The following is an 18,615-nucleotide window of genomic DNA, read 5'->3' as shown; positions in this document are numbered from 1 at the left end:
GAGACCATGCCGAAATTATCGATATTTACCGTGGCCGCGCCGGATCTGACGCCGGAAGAGCTTTGCCAAGCCGCGGCGGACGCGGGCATAGCGGGATTGGAGTGGCGCTGCAAGGACACGCCGGCCGAGCTTCTCGCCGAGCAGCCTTCGTTTTGGGGCCATAACCGCTGCACGATTTCGCCGAATGCCGGCGAAGCGGAGATCGGCCGCTTTAGCCGGGCGGCCCGCGAACATGATCGCAGGACCATCGCGGTCACGCCTTACTTGAGCTGCGGCGACGTCGAGGGAACCGAACAAGTCATGCGGCTGGCGAAACGTCTCGGCGCCTCGATGGTCCGCGTCGGCGTTCCCGGCTATGACAGAAGCACGCCGTACAACGAGCTGTTCGCGCAAGCGACCCGCTATCTGCAAGAAGTGGAGCGGCTGGCGATCGAATACGGCCTGAAAGCATTGGTCGAGACGCACCACGCCACGATCGCGCCGAGCGCGTCGCTGGCGCACCGTCTCGTGTCCCCGTTCCATCCGGACGCGGTCGGGGTGCTCTACGATCCGGGCAATATGGTGCACGAAGGCTTCGAGAATTACCGGATGGGCATGGAGCTGCTGGGTCCGTATTTGGCCCACGTCCACGTGAAGAATGCCGGCTGGCGGTCCGTTTCCCCGGACGGGACGGCGAATCACCTGGAGCCGGTGGAATGGAAGAGCGCTTGGGCGCCGATCGCGAACGGCGTCGTTCCGTGGAAGCAGGTGCTTCGCGACTTGAAAGCGGTGGGCTACGACGGCTGGTTCGGCGTTGAGGACTTCAGCGGCACGTTCGACACGCGCGCCATTCTCCGAACCTACGCCGAACAAATGAACCGATGGATGGAGGAAATGCAATGAGCCAGGTGAGATACGGGATTATCGGGATTGGCAACATGGGTTCGGGTCACGCTTCGATCCTAACCTCCGGCAAGATCAATGGCGCGGTTTTAACCGCGGTTTGCGACGAATTCGAGAGCAAGCGCGATTGGGCGAAGGAGCATTTCGGCGGCAGCGTCGCCGTGTTCGAGAACGCGGACGCGATGATCGATTCCGGACTGGTGGATGCCGTTATCGTGGCGACGCCGCATTACGGCCATCCGTCGGAAGCCATCGCGGCGTTCGCCAAAGGCATGCATGTGCTGATCGAGAAACCGGCGGGCGTCTACGCCAAGCAGGTACGCGAAATGAACGACGCGGCGGCGGCCAGCGGGCGCAAGTTCGGAATCGTGTACAACCAGCGCATGAACCCGCTCTACAAGAAGCTGCGCGAGCTGATCGCGTCGGGCGAAATCGGCGAAGTGCGGCGCATCAACTGGATCATCACGAATTGGTACCGGACGCAGGCGTACTATGATTCCGGCACATGGCGCGCGACCTGGGCGGGCGAAGGCGGCGGCGTCCTGATCAACCAATGCCCGCATCAGCTGGACCTGTGGCAGTGGACGACGGGCATGATGCCGACGCGCATGCGCGCCTTCTGCCAGTTCGGCAAGCACCGCGACATCGAGGTCGAGAACGACGTAACGGCCTATGCGGAATACGCGAACGGAGCGACGGCGGTCTTCATCACGTCGACGTCCGACGCGCCCGGCACGAACCGCCTGGAGGTGTCCGGCAGCCGCGGCAAAATCGTCATCGAAGAAGAACGCATGACGCTGTACCGCCTCCGCGAGGACGAAGCCGAATTCAACGCGCGCAACAAAGAATCGTTCGCCTCTCCGGAGGTATGGAAGATCGAGCTGCCGGCTTCCGGCCCGAGCCCGGAGCATGCGGGCATTCTCCAGAACTTCACGGACGCCGTGCTGCTCGGCACGCCGCTGGCCGCGCCGGGCGAAGAGGGCATTCACGGCCTGACGCTCTCCAACGCGATGCACCTGTCCACCTGGTTGGACGATTGGGTCGACCTGCCGCTGGACGAGGCGCTGCACGAAGCCGAGCTGAACAAGCGGATCGCGACGTCCAAATTCAAGCGGGCCCAGCCGGTCGAGGCGAAGCGCTGATGGCGGCGGTCAATCGAAACGACGGCATGAACTACGCGCCGGTATCCCTCGTGAAGCCGGCTGCCGTAGTTGGCCCGGGCGACTTCGTCTTCGCGGCGATGGCGCTGGATCATGGTCACATCTACGGGATGGCGAACGGATTGATCGAAGCGGGCGCGACGCTGAAATGGGTGTACGATCCCGATCCCGCGAAGGTCGAACAATTCCTCAAGACCTACCCGCAGGCGACCGCCGCGGCTTCGCCGGAAGCGATTCTGGAAGATCCCGAGGTCAAGCTGGTCGCGGCGGCGGCGATCCCCTCCGACAGAGGGCCGCTCGGCGTGACCGTCATGAAGCACGGCAAAGATTATTTCACCGACAAAACGCCGTTCACGACGTTGGAACAGCTGGAGGAAGCGCGGTCCGTGACGGAGGCGACGGGACGCAAGTATATGGTCTATTACAGCGAGCGGCTGCACGTGGAGAGCGCGATCTACGCCGGACGACTCATCCAAGAAGGCGCCATCGGCCGCGTCGTGCAGCTGATCGGCACCGGGCCGCATCGCTTGAACAAGCCGTCCCGTCCGGATTGGTTTTTTCGGAAGGCGCAGTACGGCGGCATCCTCACGGATATCGGCAGCCATCAGATCGAGCAGTTTCTGTTTTTTGCCGGCTGCAAGGACGCCGCGGTCGCAAGCAGTAAAGTAGCGAATTACAACAACCCGGACGTGCCGGAGCTCGAGGATTTCGGCGATGCGACGCTGATCGGGGATAACGGCGCGACCAATTATTTCCGCGTCGACTGGCTGACGCCGAACGGGCTCGGCACTTGGGGCGACGGCCGGACGATCATTCTCGGCACGGACGGGTTCATCGAGCTGCGCAAATACATCGACATCGCCCGCGACAAAGGCGGCGACCACGTCTACTTGGTCAACCACGAGGGCGAGCATCATCTGTCCGTCGGCGGGCAGGTCGGCTTCCCGTTCTTCGGCGAGCTGATTCTGGATTGCCTGAACCGCACGGAAATCGCGATGACGCAGGCGCATGCCTTCAAGGCGGCGGAATTGTGCATCGCGGCGCAACATATGGCGGTCCGGCTGTAAGCGGATATGGGCCGGGAAGGGAGCGGCATGGTACAATGAGCGGAGCAGCTTACCCCGACGATTCGGGAATCCAATTGGAGGGCTCGGAAATGCCGCTCACGATGCAATGGCAGCAGCCGATCGAACTCATGTACCGCAACGACTTGCCCATGCCCGGGGCGCAATTCCACTCGCACGCTTTCTATGAAATGTATTATTTTCAGGAGGGCGAGTGCAATTACCTCATCGGCGACAAGCTGATGACGCTGCAGCCGGGCGATTTGATCCTGATGCATGGCATGACGCTGCATTGCCCCAACCCGTCTCCGGAGAAGCCGTACGTCCGCACGATTATCCACATGGATCCGGCTTACGTGCACCGCATTCTCCAGAACGACGCGGCGGCGATGCTGCTGAAGCCGTTCGAGGATTTGCGCAACATCCGCCTGTCGCTCAGTCCGGCGGATCAGGACGAATTGGAAACGCTGCTCGCCGAGATGAACCGGCTGTACATGCGAACCAACGAAGCGGGCATCCGTACGGCCTACGACCGTTTCGTCCTTCGGGTGATCGAACTGCTGCATCTGATCCGCGATTGGTGCAGCGCGCCCGTGAACGAGCGGGCTCACCGTTCCTTGAAGGAGCAGCATGTGCAAAGCGTCATCACTTACCTCGAAGACCACTACGTCGAGGAGATCACGCTGGACGACATTGCCGGCGCGCTGCACCTGACGAAGCCGTATCTCTCGAATTTGTTCAAAGACGTCACCGGCACGACCGTGTTCAAATATTTATACAACCGGCGAATCAATCAAGCCAAAATGATGTTCCGGCTGGAGCCGCGCCAATCGGTATCCGACGTGTGCCGCGCCGTGGGCTTTCATCAGCTGCCGCATTTCAGCCGGTTGTTCAAGATGACCGTCGGCGAAAGCCCGGAAGCGTACCGGAAGCGGATGCTGCGGCTGACGGCCGAAGGCAGAAGCCCGGTTTGAAACGTTCGGCCAGCCGCATTCGGCGTACGGCGCGCCGTCAAGGGCGATGCCGGTTCATCCCATTTCGCAGCGTGGAGGCGACATTCTAACTATGGGCAGCAATTTATTCGATTTAACGGGCCGCACCGCGGTCGTCATCGGCGCGGGCAGCACGCTCGGCAGCGTCATGGCGGAGGCGCTGATCGACCATGGCGCCCATGCGGCGCTCGTCGTGCGCAATCCGGAGAAAGCCGAAGCGAAGCTCGCGCATCTGCTCGCGTCGGGCCGAGCGGCGGTTTTTCAAGCGGATGCCGTATCCAAAACGGATCTTCTCCGGGTCGCCGGCGAGATCAACGCGTGGGCGCCCAACGGCCGGAGCGATATTCTGCTGCATACGGCGGGCACGAACAGCGCCACGCCGTTCTTCGACATCACGGAAGCGGAATGGGACACGATCATGGACGTCAACGCGAAGAGCGTCATGCTGGCGTGCCAAGTGTTCGGCCAGGCGATGATCGACGCCGGACGGGGCGGCAGCATCATCACGATCAGCTCCGTGTCCTCGGGTCCGCCGCTTTCGCGCGTGTTCGCGTATTCGGCGTCCAAGCACGCCGTCAACAGCATGACGCAGTACTTGGCCAAAGAATTCGCGCCGCACGGCATCCGGGTGAACGGCATCGTACCGGGTTTTTTCCCGGCGGAGCAGAACCGCGCGATCCTCTCCCCGGAGCGGGTGGCCAGCATCATGGGCCATACGCCGATGGGACGCTTCGGCGACCCGAAGGAGCTTCAGGGCGCGGTCGTGTGGCTGGCTTCGGAAGCCGCTTCCGGTTACGTAACAGGTTCGCTGATCCGGGTGGACGGCGGGTTCGGCGCCACGACGATCTAAGCGATTTCCCGCAAGCGACGGTTCGTTTCCTTCTTCCGGAGGAAACGGCCGTTTTTTTCTTTTTTAGGCAATGACCACAAGCGCATGCCGCCTTGAAGCGGCAGGAATGGCCGCGGGCGCCGGAAGCCGCCGTGTTCGCGCTGCGGCGCCGTCCTGAATCCGAAGCATCGCTGCCTTTCTCTCTATTGGACTTCCATCCTGTTTTTTAGTAGGATAGAGTAATAGAAAACGGCTAATGGATGACAGGAGTTGACAATTGTGTATAAATTAGGGCAACGCATCGTGATTATGTCGGATACCTTCGAACAAAGCCTCCCCGTCGGGGAGTATGGCTATATTATCGCGTACGACCGGAATGCGGACAATGCGTTCGATTACGTGATCCGTGTACCGAAAGCGAACCGGAATTTCTACGTGCCGGCAGAGGACATCGAGCTGGAAGAAGTGCTGATCAAGCTGGAGGTCGACAAGCTGGAACGGGAAGCGCTGATCGATTTTGCGCTTGCCACGCATAATGCGGAGCTGTTCCACCGGGTGATGAACGGGGAGCAGGAAACCGAGGAAGCGGACAACGGCGGGGGCGAGCCGCAGACGCGCGAAGATTTCATGCGCCAAGTGCGATTGAAAGCGTGGATTTGATTCGGCGTCGCTCGCGGAACGGTTAGGCGTTCCCCTTATGATTTAATTTGCGTTTTCATGGTCTGCATACGATTCATTTATGCACGCTTCAAGAAGCCTCCCGCTCGGCAATCGAGCGGGAGGCTTTTTGGTTTGACCGGCAGCGTCTATCGGCTTAAACGCCGCAGAGGTGCATGTCGACCATTGCGGATTTCGCTCCGCAATAGAACGGCTTATTGCCGTGCCGTGATGAAGCGGAGTCGACTAAGCGCCGGTAGATTGTCCAGCTTCCGAAGAGGCTTCGGTGTCTGCAGCATCTCCGGCCGCTTGGCCGTCTGCCGCGTGTTTCCCGCCCTTATGCATCCGCGGGAAGCGACCGTCCTTCGGATGCGTGCCGTTCACGAATTTCTCCGCGATGACACCGGCGTTCGCAATCGCTTTATCCGCTTGTTCCTGCGTCAATTTGCCGGCTTTCACCGCGGCGGTCAGTCCGTCCACGATGGATTTTTTCTGCGCGTCGATCAGCGTCTGGGCGTCCACGCCTTTTTCTTTGGCGACGTCGGCGAGCGATTTGCCCGATTCCAGCTCTTTCTTCAGATCCGCTTCGCTCAGACCGAGCAGTTTTGCGGATGCCGTCAAATCGAGCTTCCCGATGCCGACCCCGAACCCTTTGCCGCCGGCCATGCCTTTGGGACGGTCGAGCGGCAGTTGCCCGTCGAGCGTTTTATCGAGGTTGTCGGCGAACTGTTGCTTTTGCTCCGCTTGCCGTTTGTCGAAGGCCGCCGTCATCGCTTTCTTCAGGTCGTCCCGGGACACGCCTTGCTCCTCGGCGACTTGCGCGAGCGTTTTGCCCGCGGCCAGTTTTCCCTTCAGCGTTTTAGCGTCGAGCTTCAGCAGATCGAGCACCTCTTGGCCGATGATTCCGCCGCGGAAGCCTGCCTGCCCGTCTTTCGGCGCGAGCGCCTTGCCTTTATGAATCGTGACCGTGCCGCTCGAAGCGTTCGCGCCGTCCGTCGCCGCCGGGGTCGTCGTGTTCGCTGCCGCATATGCGCTGAGAGGGATCATGACCGCGAGCGCCGCCGCGACGGTCAAAGCTTTCATCGTTTTGTTCATTTTCATGCTCGTTACCTCCGTCATTTAATGGGTGAATCTGCCTACATGCCCAAGTATGGACAGCCAACCTTAAAGCAAGCTTAATTTTGCGTAAGCCTTCCCTTAGCTTCGCATGAAATTTTTCTTCATATTGGCAGACGATTCGGGCTGGAATTTGGTTTTGGGTCTTTAGTCGCGTTTGCTTGGAACAGATATTTAGAAATGACAGCTTTTCGACTGCATCATGATGCCATCCACTAAAGAGGGGGGATTGTAGATGAGAACAGTGAAATGGACGGTGGCGCTGTTGCTGGGATTGACTTCCGGCACGTCGCTTGCCACCGGGGCGAACGCGGATCCGAAAACCTCCGCCGAATTTGCCGATTTGGAGGACCTGGACGCGGCCACGATAGCCAAATTCGACGCGCTGATCAACGCGGGCATCTTCGACGGCGTATCGGACAGCACGTTCGGATTGAAAGAAGAGATGAATCGGGCTCAATTCGCCAAAGTCCCGGCTTTGATTACCGGACTGAACGTGAACGAGGATTTGAAAGCGTCAAGCTTTGTCGACGTGAAGGCAAGCGACCCCGCGAACGGTTATGCGCTCCCGTATATCGAGGCGCTCAAGAACGCCGGTATTACAGACGGTTATGGAGGGGGACGTTTAACCCGGCCGGCAAAGTCACGAAGGAGCAGCTGGCGACGTTTCTGATCCGGGTATTGGGGAAAGAAGCCGACGTCAAGCCGAGTACGTCGTTCCAAGACAATTCCGTATCGGATTGGGCGAAAGGGTATGTCGCGGCCGCGCTGCAGTTGAAACTGCTCTCCAACGGCGATAACGGCACGTTCGGAGGCAAAACGAACGCGACGCGCGACCTGCTGCTGACCGGATCTTACGAAACCGCCCCATACGCTCGAAATCGCCAAGCCGCACGATCGTCATTACCATCCATGAAGGCTTCGACCTGGATAAGTCCAAGGCGCCTGCGATCGAAGTTACCGGTCTGAAGTCCTTGTACGGCAACGAGATCAAGAACGAGGCCGGCAAGCCGATTCCGGTTACCGTGACCGGCTGCCGGTGCAGCCGACTCCGCAGCAGCCGGCATCGAATCCGCCGTCGAATCCGAACTCGACGTCGAACCCGAACCCGCCCGCGGCCTCGGTATGGATCGAAATCGCCGATGCGAGCGTTACGTCCGACGGCATCGATTTTACCGTCCATTCCAACCTTGCCGAGATCACGAACAGCATCTACTATGCCGTCGTTCCGGGCGAAGCTCGGACGGTAAGCGCCCGAGGACATTATGCTGCCCGTCTCGCTCTCCGATTCCGTCCAATCGGGCAGCGCTACGATTACGCTTCCCGATTCCGGATCGGATACGGTGACGGATTTCCATGTCAATGGGCTGCAAGCAAGCACGAAATACACGATTTACCTGGTCGGCAGCGACGGCAGCGTTCTTTCTCAAGTCGCAAGCCGCACCTTCACGACCGTGGAGGGGGCGCCGGTCTCGCGGCAGCCGACGCTGACGATTCAATCGGATGGGACTTTCAGGCAATTGAACGGCGGTTCCATCGCGGTCCGCTTCACGGCCCGAGCACGCGGATTCCCTCGATTACGTGCTGGTGAGATCGACGGACGCGCGTCCTTATTTGCCAAGTCAAATCAAGGCGCATACGGACGGCGATAACGGGCAGGCGTTCAAATACGGCCATGTTTCCGTCGTCGATGTTACCGCCGAGTTCACGGTCGACGGATTGTCCGCGGATACGACGTATCTTCTTTATGCGATCGGATCGAACGAGACGGGCGACGGCGAGTTCATCGTCTACTCGTTCTATCGGACCGATGCGACCTTGACCGCCTTTACCGGCTATGAGGGCGGCTTTCATAACGGCAAATTGACGCCGATTTATACCGGAGGCCTGAACGGTTATGCGTTCTACTATCTGACGTCGACGGATGCCGGTTCGGGCGCGAACGTTCCGCTGCCGGACGATGTCGTTAACCGCGGGATGAGAGTCGACCTGTCGCCCGCTTCTCCGGACGCGGCGCTTTATGGTTTGAGCCCGGTCGCGACCACGCGCGTGTATGGCGTCATCGTAGACGGCGATCAACGCTCCGAGGTCGTCTCGATCGACATTGCGGCAGATGAAGGCTCGGGATTTCCGGGCGGCCCGGGATTCCCCGGCTATCTGGGAGGTCCGGAATTTCCTTGATAATCGCGCAGCCGCAGCGCCTTCGATGAACGATCGTTTTGCAGCCGAATGACGTTTTATCGGTAACCTGCCGGATGTTCCGGCAGGTTATTTCTTTCTTATCGAACGGCGATAGGCATAAGCGGCGGTCGAATCTCGCGTCAGCGGTCCGGGCGCGCCCCTGCGCATTTGCATTGAGTTTGATTCAAGCCTTGCGTTATAATAGGTAGAATGTGTGCAATTTGGTTGGAAAGGACGGGACACGAGAGATGAGCATTTCGATCAAGGATGTTGAGCATGTGGCCAACCTGGCCCGGCTGGAGCTCTCCGAGCAGGAGAAGGAGCAATTCGCCGGACAACTGAACGCGATCTTGAAATACGCGGAGAAGCTGAACGAGCTGCAAACCGACGACGTTGAACCGACTACCCACGTGCTGCCGGTGCGCAACGTCATGCGCGAAGACGCGATCCGCGAGTCGGTTGCCAACGAGACCGCGCTGCGCAATGCGCCCGACGATGAAGACGGCCAGTTCAAGGTGCCGGCCGTACTGGAATAAATTCGATTTGCAAGGATACGAAGGGAGGAACGGCTGTTGGCACTTTTCGATTTACGCCTGCAGGAAATACATAATCAATTGAGAACGAAAGAACTGTCGGTCGCCGATCTGGTGGACGCTTCCTATTCGCGCATTGCCGCCACGGATGCATCCATTCAAGCGTTCTTGACCTTGAACGAGGAGGGCGCCCGCGCCGCGGCTGCCGAGCTGGACCGGGCGATCGCCGGGGGCGGGGAACAGGGCATCCTGTTCGGCCTGCCGGCCGGGATCAAGGATAATATCGTGACGGAAGGCTTGCTCACGACCTGCGCCAGCCAATTCCTGCGCAACTACGACCCGATCTACGACGCGACGGTTACGAAGAAGCTGAAGGCCGCGCAGTCGGTCACCATCGGCAAGCTGAACATGGACGAGTTCGCGATGGGCGGTTCCAACGAGAACTCCAGCTTCCATCCGACGCGCAACCCGTGGAACACGGATTACGTGCCAGGCGGCTCGAGCGGCGGTTCTGCGGCTTCCGTCGCGGCGGGACAAGTCTATTTCGCACTGGGCTCCGATACCGGCGGCTCCATCCGCCAACCGGCGGCATACTGCGGCATCGTCGGCCTCAAGCCGACTTACGGCCTCGTATCCCGCTACGGCCTCGTGGCATTTGCCTCTTCGCTCGACCAGATCGGTCCGCTGACGAAGAACGTGGAAGACTCGGCTTACGTGCTGCAGGCGATCGCCGGATACGACGGCAACGACTCCACGTCGGCGAACGTGGAGATTCCCGATTATGTCAGCGCGCTCAGCGGCGACGTGAAAGGGCTGCGCATCGGCGTGCCGAAGGAATACTTGGGACAAGGCATCGACCCGAAAGTGAAAGAGGCGGTTGTCGCCGCCCTCAAGCAATTCGAGAGCCTCGGCGCGACCTGGGAAGAAGTGTCCCTGCCGCATACGGAATACGCGGTTGCGACGTATTACCTGCTGGCTTCGTCGGAAGCCTCTTCGAACCTGGCCCGATTCGACGGCGTCCGTTACGGCGTGCGCGCGGACAATCCGGACAACCTGCTCGACTTGTACCGCAAGTCGCGCAGCCAAGGCTTCGGCCAAGAAGTGAAGCGCCGCATCATGCTCGGCACCTACGCGCTCAGCTCTGGCTATTACGACGCTTATTATTTGAAGGCTCAGAAAGTGCGCACGCTGATCAAGCAGGATTTCGACAACGTGTTCAAGGACTTCGATCTGATCGTCGGACCGACGGCGCCGACGACGGCATTCCCGATCGGCGAGCAGGTCGGCGACCCGCTGACGATGTATTTGAACGATATTTGCACGATTCCGGTAAGCTTGGCGGGAGTGCCCGCGATCAGCGTGCCGTGCGGTTTCGCGGACGGTCTTCCGATCGGCCTGCAAATCATCGGCAAGGCGTTCGACGAGCGAACGGTGCTGCGCGCCGCGCATGCGTACGAGCAGCATACCGAGCATCATAAACAGCGTCCGCAGCTGTAGCGGACGGCTAGAAGCAGGAGGGCGAAACCATGTTTGAACCGAATAAATACGAAACGGTCGTCGGGCTGGAAGTGCACGTCGAGCTCCACACGAAGAGCAAGATCTTCTGCGGATGCTCCACGTCCTTCGGCGCGCCGCCGAACTCCCATACATGTCCGGTCTGTCTCGGACATCCCGGCGTGCTGCCGGTTTTGAACCGCCAAGCGCTCGAATACGCGATGAAAGCGGCGATGGCGCTCAACTGCCAGATCGCGGACATCAGCAAGTTCGACCGGAAAAACTATTTCTACCCCGATTCGCCCAAGGCCTATCAAATCTCCCAATTCGACAAGCCCGTCGGCGAGCATGGCTGGATCGACATCGAGGTGAACGGTCAGACGAAGCGCATCGGGATCACGCGTCTTCACTTGGAGGAAGATGCCGGCAAGCTCACGCATATCGACGGCGGCTTCGGCTCCCTGGTCGATTTCAACCGCGTCGGAACGCCGCTCGTGGAGATCGTGTCCGAACCGGATATCCGTACCCCCGAGGAAGCGAAGGCGTACTTGGAGAAGCTCAAAGCCATCATGCTGTACTGCGAAGTGTCGGACGTGAAGATGGAAGAAGGCTCGCTGCGCTGCGACGCCAATATCAGCATTCGTCCTTACGGCCAAGAGCAGTTCGGCACACGCGCGGAGCTGAAGAACATGAACTCCTTCCGCGGCGTTCAGCGCGGTTTGGAATACGAAGAGATGCGGCAGGCCGACATTCTCGACGGCGGCGGCAAGGTCGTGCAGGAGACGCGGCGTTGGGACGAGACGCAGGGCAAGACGTTCACGATGCGCAGCAAGGAAGAAGCGCATGACTATCGCTACTTCCCGGACCCGGACCTCGTGCAGATCCACATCGACGACGAGTGGAAAGCCCGCGTCCGCGCGTCCATTCCGGAGCTTCCGGATGCGCGCAAAGCCCGGTACACGGCCGACTTCGGGTTGCCTTCTTACGATGCGGAAGTCATTACCGCGTCCAAGAAGCTGGCGGATTTCTTCGAGGAAAGCCTGCAGTACACGAAGGACGCCAAGTCGGTGTCGAACTGGATCATGGGCGATCTGCTCGGCTATCTGAACGCAGGCGGCCTGGATCTCGAAAGCATCAAGCTTACGGGCCAAGGCCTCGGCGAGATGATCGGTCTCATGGAGAAAGGCACGATCAGCAGCAAGATCGCCAAGACCGTCTTCAAGGAAATGCTGGAGACCGGCAAGCGTCCGCAGCAAATCGTCGAAGAACAGGGGCTCGTCCAGATCAGCGACGAAGGCGCGATCGCCGAAGTCGTCGATCGGATCGTAAGCGCGAACCCGCAATCCGTCGAGGATTTCAAAGCCGGCAAAGAGAAGGCCATCGGCTTCCTGGTCGGCCAAGTCATGAAAGAAACGAAAGGCAAAGCGAACCCGGCGCTGGTCAACAAGCTGCTGCTCGCGCGCCTCAACCAATAAGTTTCGTTCCATGCAGAAGAGGCATGTCCGCCCGCAAGCGGCCATGCCTCTTTGCTGCTTTCGGAATATGTTACAATATGGATAAATGACTGTTCCCGTTAGGAGGCCGCCCATGCGCAATAACTCGAAAACCAAGACGACCCTGGCGCCTCTGCTTGCTTTTCTGGTTCCCGGAGGCGGGCATATGCTCCTGGGCAAGCCTGCGGCGGGGCTGCTCCTGCTGCTCGGGACGCTGACCGATATCGCGGCGATGATCCGCTTGGCGGATGAAGGCGGCGGGCGATTCGCCTTGTTTATCATTTTCCTGGGCTTAGGCGTGCCTTGCTTTTGGTTTTACAGCGTCTTTGGCGCGCTGCAGCTGGCATCGAAGATCCGTAGAGACATGCTGGACGGGGAGACGCCGGCGGAAGCGAACGGAACGGGACTGGCGGTCGTGTTGCAGGGAATCTCCGCGATCGCGTTGGCTTGCATGCTCATGATTCTCGTGCAGAAGTCCTTGGACTTCTCCCTGCCCATCGCATCGTTCGGGACTTATGCGCCAAGCTTGCTGCTGCTTGCTCTGGGGCTCATGATTCTGTCGTTAAGGAGGAAGAAGGCCATGTTCAAAATGGGGCGTTTTACGGCGGCAGCCGTGTTGATCGCGGTAGGCGGTCTGCTGCTGTGGGATCAGATTCGGGGCCGGAACGACATCGGCCTGCTGGGTCAATGGTGGCCGGCCGCATTCGTGCTGCTCGGCATCGAAATCGTCGTGGTCAGCCTCGTCTACCGAAGAACCTCCGGACGGCCTTCCTTTGACGTCGGCGGCGCTTTCCTGGCAGCCATCGTCGCGATTACGGCATTCGCCGTTACGCAGTACGCCGCCATGCCATTCAAGTGGCTGGACGAATTCAAGGTAAATCTGACGGGAACGAGCGGGTTCGGCGAAGAGAAAGGCTTTCGTTACGACAAAGACGCGATACATCAGCCCTTGCTGCCGGAAACGACGAGCATTGCGATCGACAACGCGAACGGCAGCGTAAGCGTGAAGCAGGGCGATGTGGACGAGATCGTCGTCGAGACCGTGATGTGGGTGGACTCGGCGGATAAAGCCGAGGCGGACAATACGGCCGAGAAGTCGACGGTGGAAGTGAACGGCGGCGCCAAAGTCGAAATTAAAGCGGTCGGCCGCCCGTACGGTACTAACGGGGAACGAAAGCCGCGTATGAATATGATAGTCACGATTCCGGCCGATTCCTCGTTCGGGACGAAGTTTCATCCTCCGGTTCCCAATGACGACCTTTCCGAGAATCAATCCGTCGACGCAATCGATTCATCCACGAATACGACGAGCGGCGGGGAGACAGGGGAGCCTGAAACTTCGGGGGCGAATAATTCGTATACTAATGTAAAACCTCCTGCTGGCGAGCTTTACGTCGGGACCGTCAACGGCTCCGTCGATGTCGCGGATTTGATGCTTCACGGAGGCTTGACCATCAAGGTGACGTCGGGCGAGATCACCGTTAACCGGATTCAGGGTCGCGTGGATGCCGAGACCAAGAACGGCAGCATTACCGCGACATCATTGGACGGAGACGCGAAGCTGAACGCGTATAACGGCGATATGAAAGCTTCGGACATTACCGGCAGCTTCGATGGATCGACGTTGAGCGGCAGCATAGATCTGCAACGAGTCTCGGGCGACGTCGACACGGATACCAAGAACGGCCAAATCGGCATTAAGGAAGCCCTGGGTGCAATAAGGGCGGATACGTTGAACGGCGACATTAACGTGACCTGCAGCGTCGTGGGCGGAGACTGGGACATTGACAGCTCCATCGGCGAAATTCATGTCCGGATACCCGAATTCGGCAACTATTCCGTTAACGGTTCCGTGACATTCGGCGATATAACCAGCGATTTGCCGCTCAACGTCAATAAGAAAACGATTCGCGGGAGCATCGGCGACGGTACGTATCGCATCAACATTGACGCCAACAGCAGCATCGAGGTAAATCGTTACAAGCCATAAAAGGATTTCCGCTTTCATTGACAAATTGAAAACGATCCACGTACAATGGTTCTAAACTATCGCGGAAAGGACGTGTTGGGCATGGGTGCGACCGTGGAACAGGCTTTGGAACAATTGAAAAGTACCGGCGTCCGTATGACCCCGCAGCGTCATGCTATTCTAAGTTTTCTCATGCATTCCTTGACTCATCCGACTGCAGACGAAATTTACAAATCGCTCTCTCCTTCGTTCCCGAGCATGAGCGTGGCGACCATATACAATAATTTGCGGCTTTTCGTTGAAGCGGGATTGATCAAGGAATTGACCTACGGGGACGATTCCAGCCGATTCGATGCCGATATGTCCGAGCATTACCATGCGATTTGCCGAACCTGCGGCACGATCGTCGATTTCGACTACCCGCCGTTGACGGAAGTGGAAATCGCGGCTTCCCAGGAAACGGGATTTACGGTGGAAGGCCATCGCATGGAGATCTACGGGCAATGCGCGGGCTGTTCGTCGCGACACAAGGCGAACTAACCGGCAGCAGAAGGCCGATTCATGAATCGAACGAACGCGCAAGGGATGAGCAAGTACGTCATCATGCGCGTTTTTTATTTGCGGGAAACCTTCGTTTATATTTGAAAGGAGTCGTTTTGCAACGTGGAAACGGTACGGTATCGGTCCAGACGCCGGAACGGCGGCGGGCTGAAATGGCTTGTCGTTGCAAGCGGGCTGGCGGCCATGATCATCGTCATATGGCTTGGCTGGCAGCGGTTGACGCCTAACAACACGGTCATTAAGCCCGATTACGGAGAAGAGCATCCGCTGCTTTACCATGGAGAAGTCATTCCGAATGGCGCATTGATCGACGGAGAGCAGGTTCGGATTCCGATTTCGTTCGTGCAGGACCGGCTTGGCTTGAAGGAAGAAGTTTATTATGAAAGCAAGACGGGCTCCATCGTATTGACGACGGCGAACAAGGTATTGCGGATGCAGACGAATACGTTGACGGCCAAGCTGAACAAACAACCATACGAGCTGCGAATCGCGGCCGAGGTGGTCAACAAAGTGGCGTATATACCCGTGGAACCGCTCGAAACGCTATTCGGCATTCATGTCGAGTACGATGCGGCGCAGAATATCGTCACGGTTCTGGCTGCCGGCGATGCGGTCCAGCTCGGCGCCAAGCCGAAAGGGGAGATGACGGTTCGGCGCGGTCCGTCGATTAAAGAACCGATATACGAGCGCGTGGCGGGGACGAAAGAAGTCAGGATCTGGGGCGAGAAGGACGACTGGTATTTGGTGCAAAGCTCGGACGGCATCGTGGGCTACGCCGATAAATCGTCTATTGCCCTGACGCAAGTCGAACAAATCAAGCCGTTAAAGGACGAGCCCGTATACCCCGCTTGGAAAGCGGTCGGCTCCAAAATCAACCTGACGTGGGAGGCCGTTTATACCAAGACGCCGAACCCGGCTTCCATCGGCGACCTGGCCGGCGTGAACGTCGTATCGCCAACCTGGTTCGAGCTTCTGGACGGCAGCGGCAACGTCAAAAGCAAGGCCGACATGGCTTATGTTAATTGGGCGCATCAACAGAATATGCAGGTATGGGCATCGTTCAGCAACGGCTTCGAACCCGACCGGACCACCAAGGCGCTCGCAAGCGCGGCGACCCGATTAAAGATGATTCAGCAAATGGCCGCGTTTGCCCAAATGTACAAGCTCCAGGGCATCAACCTTGATTTTGAAAACATCTACACGGCAGATAAAGCGAATCTCGTGCAGTTCGTCCGGGAATTAACGCCGTACATGCATGAGATGGGCGTGGTCGTGTCGATCGACGTAACGCCGAAGTCCAACAGCGAGATGTGGTCTTTGTACTTCGATCGCGAGGCGCTAGGGAAAGTCGTCGACTACATGATGGTCATGGCGTACGACGAACATTGGGCCGCCAGCCCGGTATCGGGCTCCGTCGCATCCCTGCCCTGGACCGAGCAATCGGTCAAGAAGATATTGATCGAGGATAACGTTCCTCCGGGCAAGCTCGTGCTTGGGATGCCGCTCTACACCAGGCAGTGGACGGAGAAGAAGGACAAGGACGGCAAGATCGTGGTGACGTCCAAGACGCTTGGCATGGAAGCCGTGCAGAACCTTATCAAGCAGCGCGGGTTGAAACCCGTGTACGACGCGAACTCCGGACAGCGGTACGTGGAGTATACGCAGGACGGCGCATTGCAGCGCATCTGGATCGAAGACTCCTTGTCGGTCAAAGCAAGAATCGCATTAGTGAAAAAGTACCACCTGGCCGGAGCGGCTACCTGGCAGCGCCAGTTCCAATCCGACGACATTTGGGGCATCATTCATCAATCCTTGACCCAGCTTCCATAAAGGGATAGCAAAAAACGCCTTGCATGCGGAAACTTCCGCACGCAAGGCGTTTTTTGATGAGGTTCGTCAAGTTTGAGGCTGTCCGACTTCTTCCGTCGCCGGTTCGGTATCGTCCAGATCGGTCGCTTGATTGGGGTCGAGCGTCAATTTTGTTTTGCAGTACATGCAGCGGTCGGTTTTGCCGAGTATTTTCGTGTGCCGGTTGCACTCCGGGCATACAAGGATCGTGGCGCTGGTCGAGAGCATGCCTGCCCAGAAATAGACGCCGACGCTGAGCAGCATGGCGATCATCCCGATGACCATGAAGATGGCTGCGAATACTTTGCCGGCTTGTCCCCAAAATACGATTCCGGCCGTGCCCAATATCATTAGACCCATTCCGAACAGGGTGAAGAGTAAGCCCCAAAGCCGAAACTCATTAATTTTACTCGATTTTCCGAACATGATTTCAATCCTTTCTGACACTTCCCAGTTGTTTCTAAGACTTTAGGCAGGAAAACGGGCGGACATTGTCGAACAAGGAATTATATAACTGCGAAATCATTATAGCTTAAACGAAAGCATGAAGCTATACGGGGGATAGACGTGGAGCACATTAAATCGCATTTCAAAGACGCCTATGGACAACGCGAAGGGCTCATCAGCCTAGCGGCAATCGATAACCCTTTTGCCTACAATCCGCTGATCGACGGATTGGATCTGCTTATTCTCATCGTGACCGAACGCGAGGATGCCGCCGAAGGAACGGAACATATCAGCTATGACGGGGAACGCGTGCAAATTCGGACGGTCACGCCAGATACTTTGGAGCAATGGACGACCGGCGGCGAGAACCGGAGCATTATACAATGGCTTGCTCGGGGGGAAATCCTGTTGGACCGGGATGATTATTTAGCGAATTTGCGTGACAGCCTGCTTTCGTTTCCTTCGGCGCTGCGCAGCCAGAAGGAATTGGTCGAGTTTGCCGGATTCATAAGGACTTACTTGCAGGCGAAGCAAGACCTTCAAGACAACAACTTGCTTGATGCGTACAGCAACGTGCTGGCAGCGCTCAATCATTGGGCGCATATCGCCTTTATAGAAGAAGGCGTGCATCCCGAGCTTGCGGTCTGGCGCCAAATGCGCCGTTTCAATCCCGGGATTTATAAATTGTACGAAGAGCTGACCATATCGCCGGAATCCTTGGAGAAACGGGTGCAGCTCGTCTTGCTCGCCTGCGAATTTTCCGTGATGAGCAAAATGAAATCCTCGTGCGGGCTGCTTTTTACCATATTGGAAAGCCGCGAGGAACCTTGGAGCGTAATGGAGCTGCAGCTTCATCCGATGCTCGCGGATCTGCACATGGATTTATCGCTGCTGCTTCAAAAACTCGTCATGCGCGGCTACGTGCGCGAAGTTGCCTACATGCCAACGGCAGGCGACATGGAAATGCTGGAGCTCCGGTACCATTAACCGTTTCGCGCATGCGTCAAGCATGCGTTTTTTGATTTCAAAAAAATGCTTGACGGACATATTGGGCATGTGATAAATTCTTTATTACCGCCTCCGGGTTACACGAAAACAGCCTAACGGTTGGCAAGCAAGCAAGAAAAAAGATTTCAAAAAAAAGCTTGCAATTGAATGACCGGATGTGATATATTAATCAAGTCGCCGCTGAGACATGGGCGATACGAGAAAAGAACTTGTTCCTTGAAAACTGAACAATGAGCGACCTGTCAAACAGGTTTAAATGTAAGTCAGCGATGAGCTAACAAGCACATCCTGAAAATGGCTTCGGCCACTTTTATGGAGAGTTTGATCCTGGCTCAGGACGAACGCTGGCGGCGTGCCTAATACATGCAAGTCGAGCGGAGT

Annotated in this window: 20 protein-coding genes and 1 rRNA gene; 18 read left to right on the top strand and 3 right to left on the bottom strand. The window is 57.9% G+C overall.

Features of this window, described 5'->3' with window-relative positions; genetic code table 11:
• The first annotated feature begins 6 nt into the window (after positions 1–6).
• From GT019_RS10830 to GT019_RS10805, 6 genes are all read left to right on the top strand, one after another.
• On the top strand, positions 7–882 hold the full coding sequence (locus GT019_RS10830; RefSeq protein ID WP_161743167.1) for a sugar phosphate isomerase/epimerase family protein: 876 nt from the start codon (positions 7–9) through the stop codon (positions 880–882).
• Positions 879–2,024 (top strand): Gfo/Idh/MocA family protein, encoded by a 1,146-nt coding sequence (locus GT019_RS10825; protein WP_161743166.1) that lies wholly within the window; start codon positions 879–881, stop codon positions 2,022–2,024. Before GT019_RS10830 ends, GT019_RS10825 begins: the two co-directional genes overlap by 4 nt.
• Entirely contained in the window at positions 2,024–3,109 is a 1,086-nt protein-coding gene (locus tag GT019_RS10820; protein WP_161743165.1) for a Gfo/Idh/MocA family protein, read from the top strand. Before GT019_RS10825 ends, GT019_RS10820 begins: the two co-directional genes overlap by 1 nt.
• Positions 3,110–3,144: 35 nt before the next feature.
• Positions 3,145–4,080, top strand: coding sequence for an AraC family transcriptional regulator (locus GT019_RS10815; protein WP_235947704.1), 936 nt, complete (start codon positions 3,145–3,147; stop codon positions 4,078–4,080).
• Between the two features lie 91 nt (positions 4,081–4,171).
• The gene (locus GT019_RS10810; protein WP_161743164.1) at positions 4,172–4,948 is read left to right on the top strand and encodes an SDR family oxidoreductase; all 777 of its coding nucleotides are present in this window, start codon (positions 4,172–4,174) and stop codon (positions 4,946–4,948) included.
• Positions 4,949–5,206: 258 nt separating this feature from the next.
• Complete coding sequence (locus GT019_RS10805) at positions 5,207–5,587, top strand: ATPase (protein ID WP_161743163.1); 381 nt, start codon at positions 5,207–5,209, stop codon at positions 5,585–5,587.
• 243 nt (positions 5,588–5,830) lie between these two features.
• On the opposite strand, the gene GT019_RS10800 is transcribed toward GT019_RS10805, so the two are convergent.
• Positions 5,831–6,685, bottom strand: coding sequence for a hypothetical protein (locus GT019_RS10800; RefSeq protein WP_161743162.1), 855 nt, complete (start codon positions 6,683–6,685; stop codon positions 5,831–5,833).
• Between the two features lie 250 nt (positions 6,686–6,935).
• Here GT019_RS10800 and GT019_RS31925 point away from each other — a divergent pair, with 250 nt between their 5' ends.
• Together GT019_RS31925 and GT019_RS31920 are read left to right on the top strand one after the other, a co-directional pair.
• Entirely contained in the window at positions 6,936–7,373 is a 438-nt protein-coding gene (locus tag GT019_RS31925; protein WP_235947702.1) for an S-layer homology domain-containing protein, read from the top strand.
• An 8-nt stretch (positions 7,374–7,381) separates the two neighbouring features.
• A complete protein-coding gene (locus GT019_RS31920; RefSeq protein WP_235947700.1) occupies positions 7,382–7,669 on the top strand; it encodes an S-layer homology domain-containing protein in 288 nt (95 codons plus the stop codon).
• A gap of 51 nt (positions 7,670–7,720) precedes the next feature.
• Here GT019_RS31920 and GT019_RS10790 read toward each other — a convergent pair whose 3' ends face one another.
• Complete coding sequence (locus GT019_RS10790; RefSeq protein WP_161743161.1) at positions 7,721–7,912, bottom strand: hypothetical protein; 192 nt, start codon at positions 7,910–7,912, stop codon at positions 7,721–7,723.
• A gap of 53 nt (positions 7,913–7,965) precedes the next feature.
• Between GT019_RS10790 and GT019_RS10785 the strand changes: the two genes are divergently transcribed.
• The 8 genes from GT019_RS10785 to GT019_RS10750 all read left to right on the top strand — a co-directional run bounded on the left by GT019_RS10785 (position 7,966) and on the right by GT019_RS10750 (position 16,761).
• Complete coding sequence (locus tag GT019_RS10785) at positions 7,966–8,352, top strand: hypothetical protein (RefSeq protein WP_161743160.1); 387 nt, start codon at positions 7,966–7,968, stop codon at positions 8,350–8,352.
• A complete protein-coding gene (locus tag GT019_RS10780) occupies positions 8,282–8,881 on the top strand; it encodes a hypothetical protein (protein ID WP_161743159.1) in 600 nt (199 codons plus the stop codon). Before GT019_RS10785 ends, GT019_RS10780 begins: the two co-directional genes overlap by 71 nt.
• 248 nt (positions 8,882–9,129) lie before the next feature.
• Positions 9,130–9,417 carry an Asp-tRNA(Asn)/Glu-tRNA(Gln) amidotransferase subunit GatC gene (gene gatC, locus GT019_RS10775; RefSeq protein ID WP_161743158.1) on the top strand — a complete coding sequence of 96 codons (288 nt, stop codon included), beginning with the start codon at positions 9,130–9,132 and terminating at the stop codon, positions 9,415–9,417.
• Between the two features lie 36 nt (positions 9,418–9,453).
• Positions 9,454–10,911: an Asp-tRNA(Asn)/Glu-tRNA(Gln) amidotransferase subunit GatA gene (gatA, locus tag GT019_RS10770; RefSeq protein ID WP_161743157.1), complete on the top strand. Its 1,458-nt coding sequence runs from the start codon at positions 9,454–9,456 to the stop codon at positions 10,909–10,911.
• 29 nt (positions 10,912–10,940) lie between these two features.
• Positions 10,941–12,383: an Asp-tRNA(Asn)/Glu-tRNA(Gln) amidotransferase subunit GatB gene (gatB, locus tag GT019_RS10765; protein WP_161743156.1), complete on the top strand. Its 1,443-nt coding sequence runs from the start codon at positions 10,941–10,943 to the stop codon at positions 12,381–12,383.
• 112 nt (positions 12,384–12,495) lie between these two features.
• Positions 12,496–14,391, top strand: a complete 1,896-nt coding sequence (locus GT019_RS10760) for a DUF4097 family beta strand repeat-containing protein (protein ID WP_161743155.1) — start codon at positions 12,496–12,498, stop codon at positions 14,389–14,391.
• A gap of 81 nt (positions 14,392–14,472) precedes the next feature.
• Positions 14,473–14,910, top strand: coding sequence for a Fur family transcriptional regulator (locus GT019_RS10755; RefSeq protein ID WP_161743154.1), 438 nt, complete (start codon positions 14,473–14,475; stop codon positions 14,908–14,910).
• Positions 14,911–15,033: 123 nt separating this feature from the next.
• Positions 15,034–16,761: a glycosyl hydrolase family 18 protein gene (locus tag GT019_RS10750; protein WP_161743153.1), complete on the top strand. Its 1,728-nt coding sequence runs from the start codon at positions 15,034–15,036 to the stop codon at positions 16,759–16,761.
• 66 nt (positions 16,762–16,827) lie between these two features.
• Here GT019_RS10750 and GT019_RS10745 read toward each other — a convergent pair whose 3' ends face one another.
• On the bottom strand, positions 16,828–17,205 hold the full coding sequence (locus GT019_RS10745; protein ID WP_161743152.1) for a YgzB family protein: 378 nt from the start codon (positions 17,203–17,205) through the stop codon (positions 16,828–16,830).
• A gap of 141 nt (positions 17,206–17,346) precedes the next feature.
• Here GT019_RS10745 and GT019_RS32460 point away from each other — a divergent pair, with 141 nt between their 5' ends.
• Together GT019_RS32460 and GT019_RS10735 are read left to right on the top strand one after the other, a co-directional pair.
• Positions 17,347–18,213, top strand: a complete 867-nt coding sequence (locus GT019_RS32460) for a nucleotidyltransferase-like protein (protein ID WP_161743151.1) — start codon at positions 17,347–17,349, stop codon at positions 18,211–18,213.
• A gap of 330 nt (positions 18,214–18,543) precedes the next feature.
• Positions 18,544–18,615 (top strand): 16S ribosomal RNA (locus GT019_RS10735); the annotation flags it as partial.

This window comes from Paenibacillus glycinis (assembly GCF_009909185.1).
Classification (GTDB): domain Bacteria; phylum Bacillota; class Bacilli; order Paenibacillales; family Paenibacillaceae; genus Paenibacillus_Z; species Paenibacillus_Z glycinis.
This window is presented reverse-complemented; position numbering and strand designations above follow the sequence as displayed.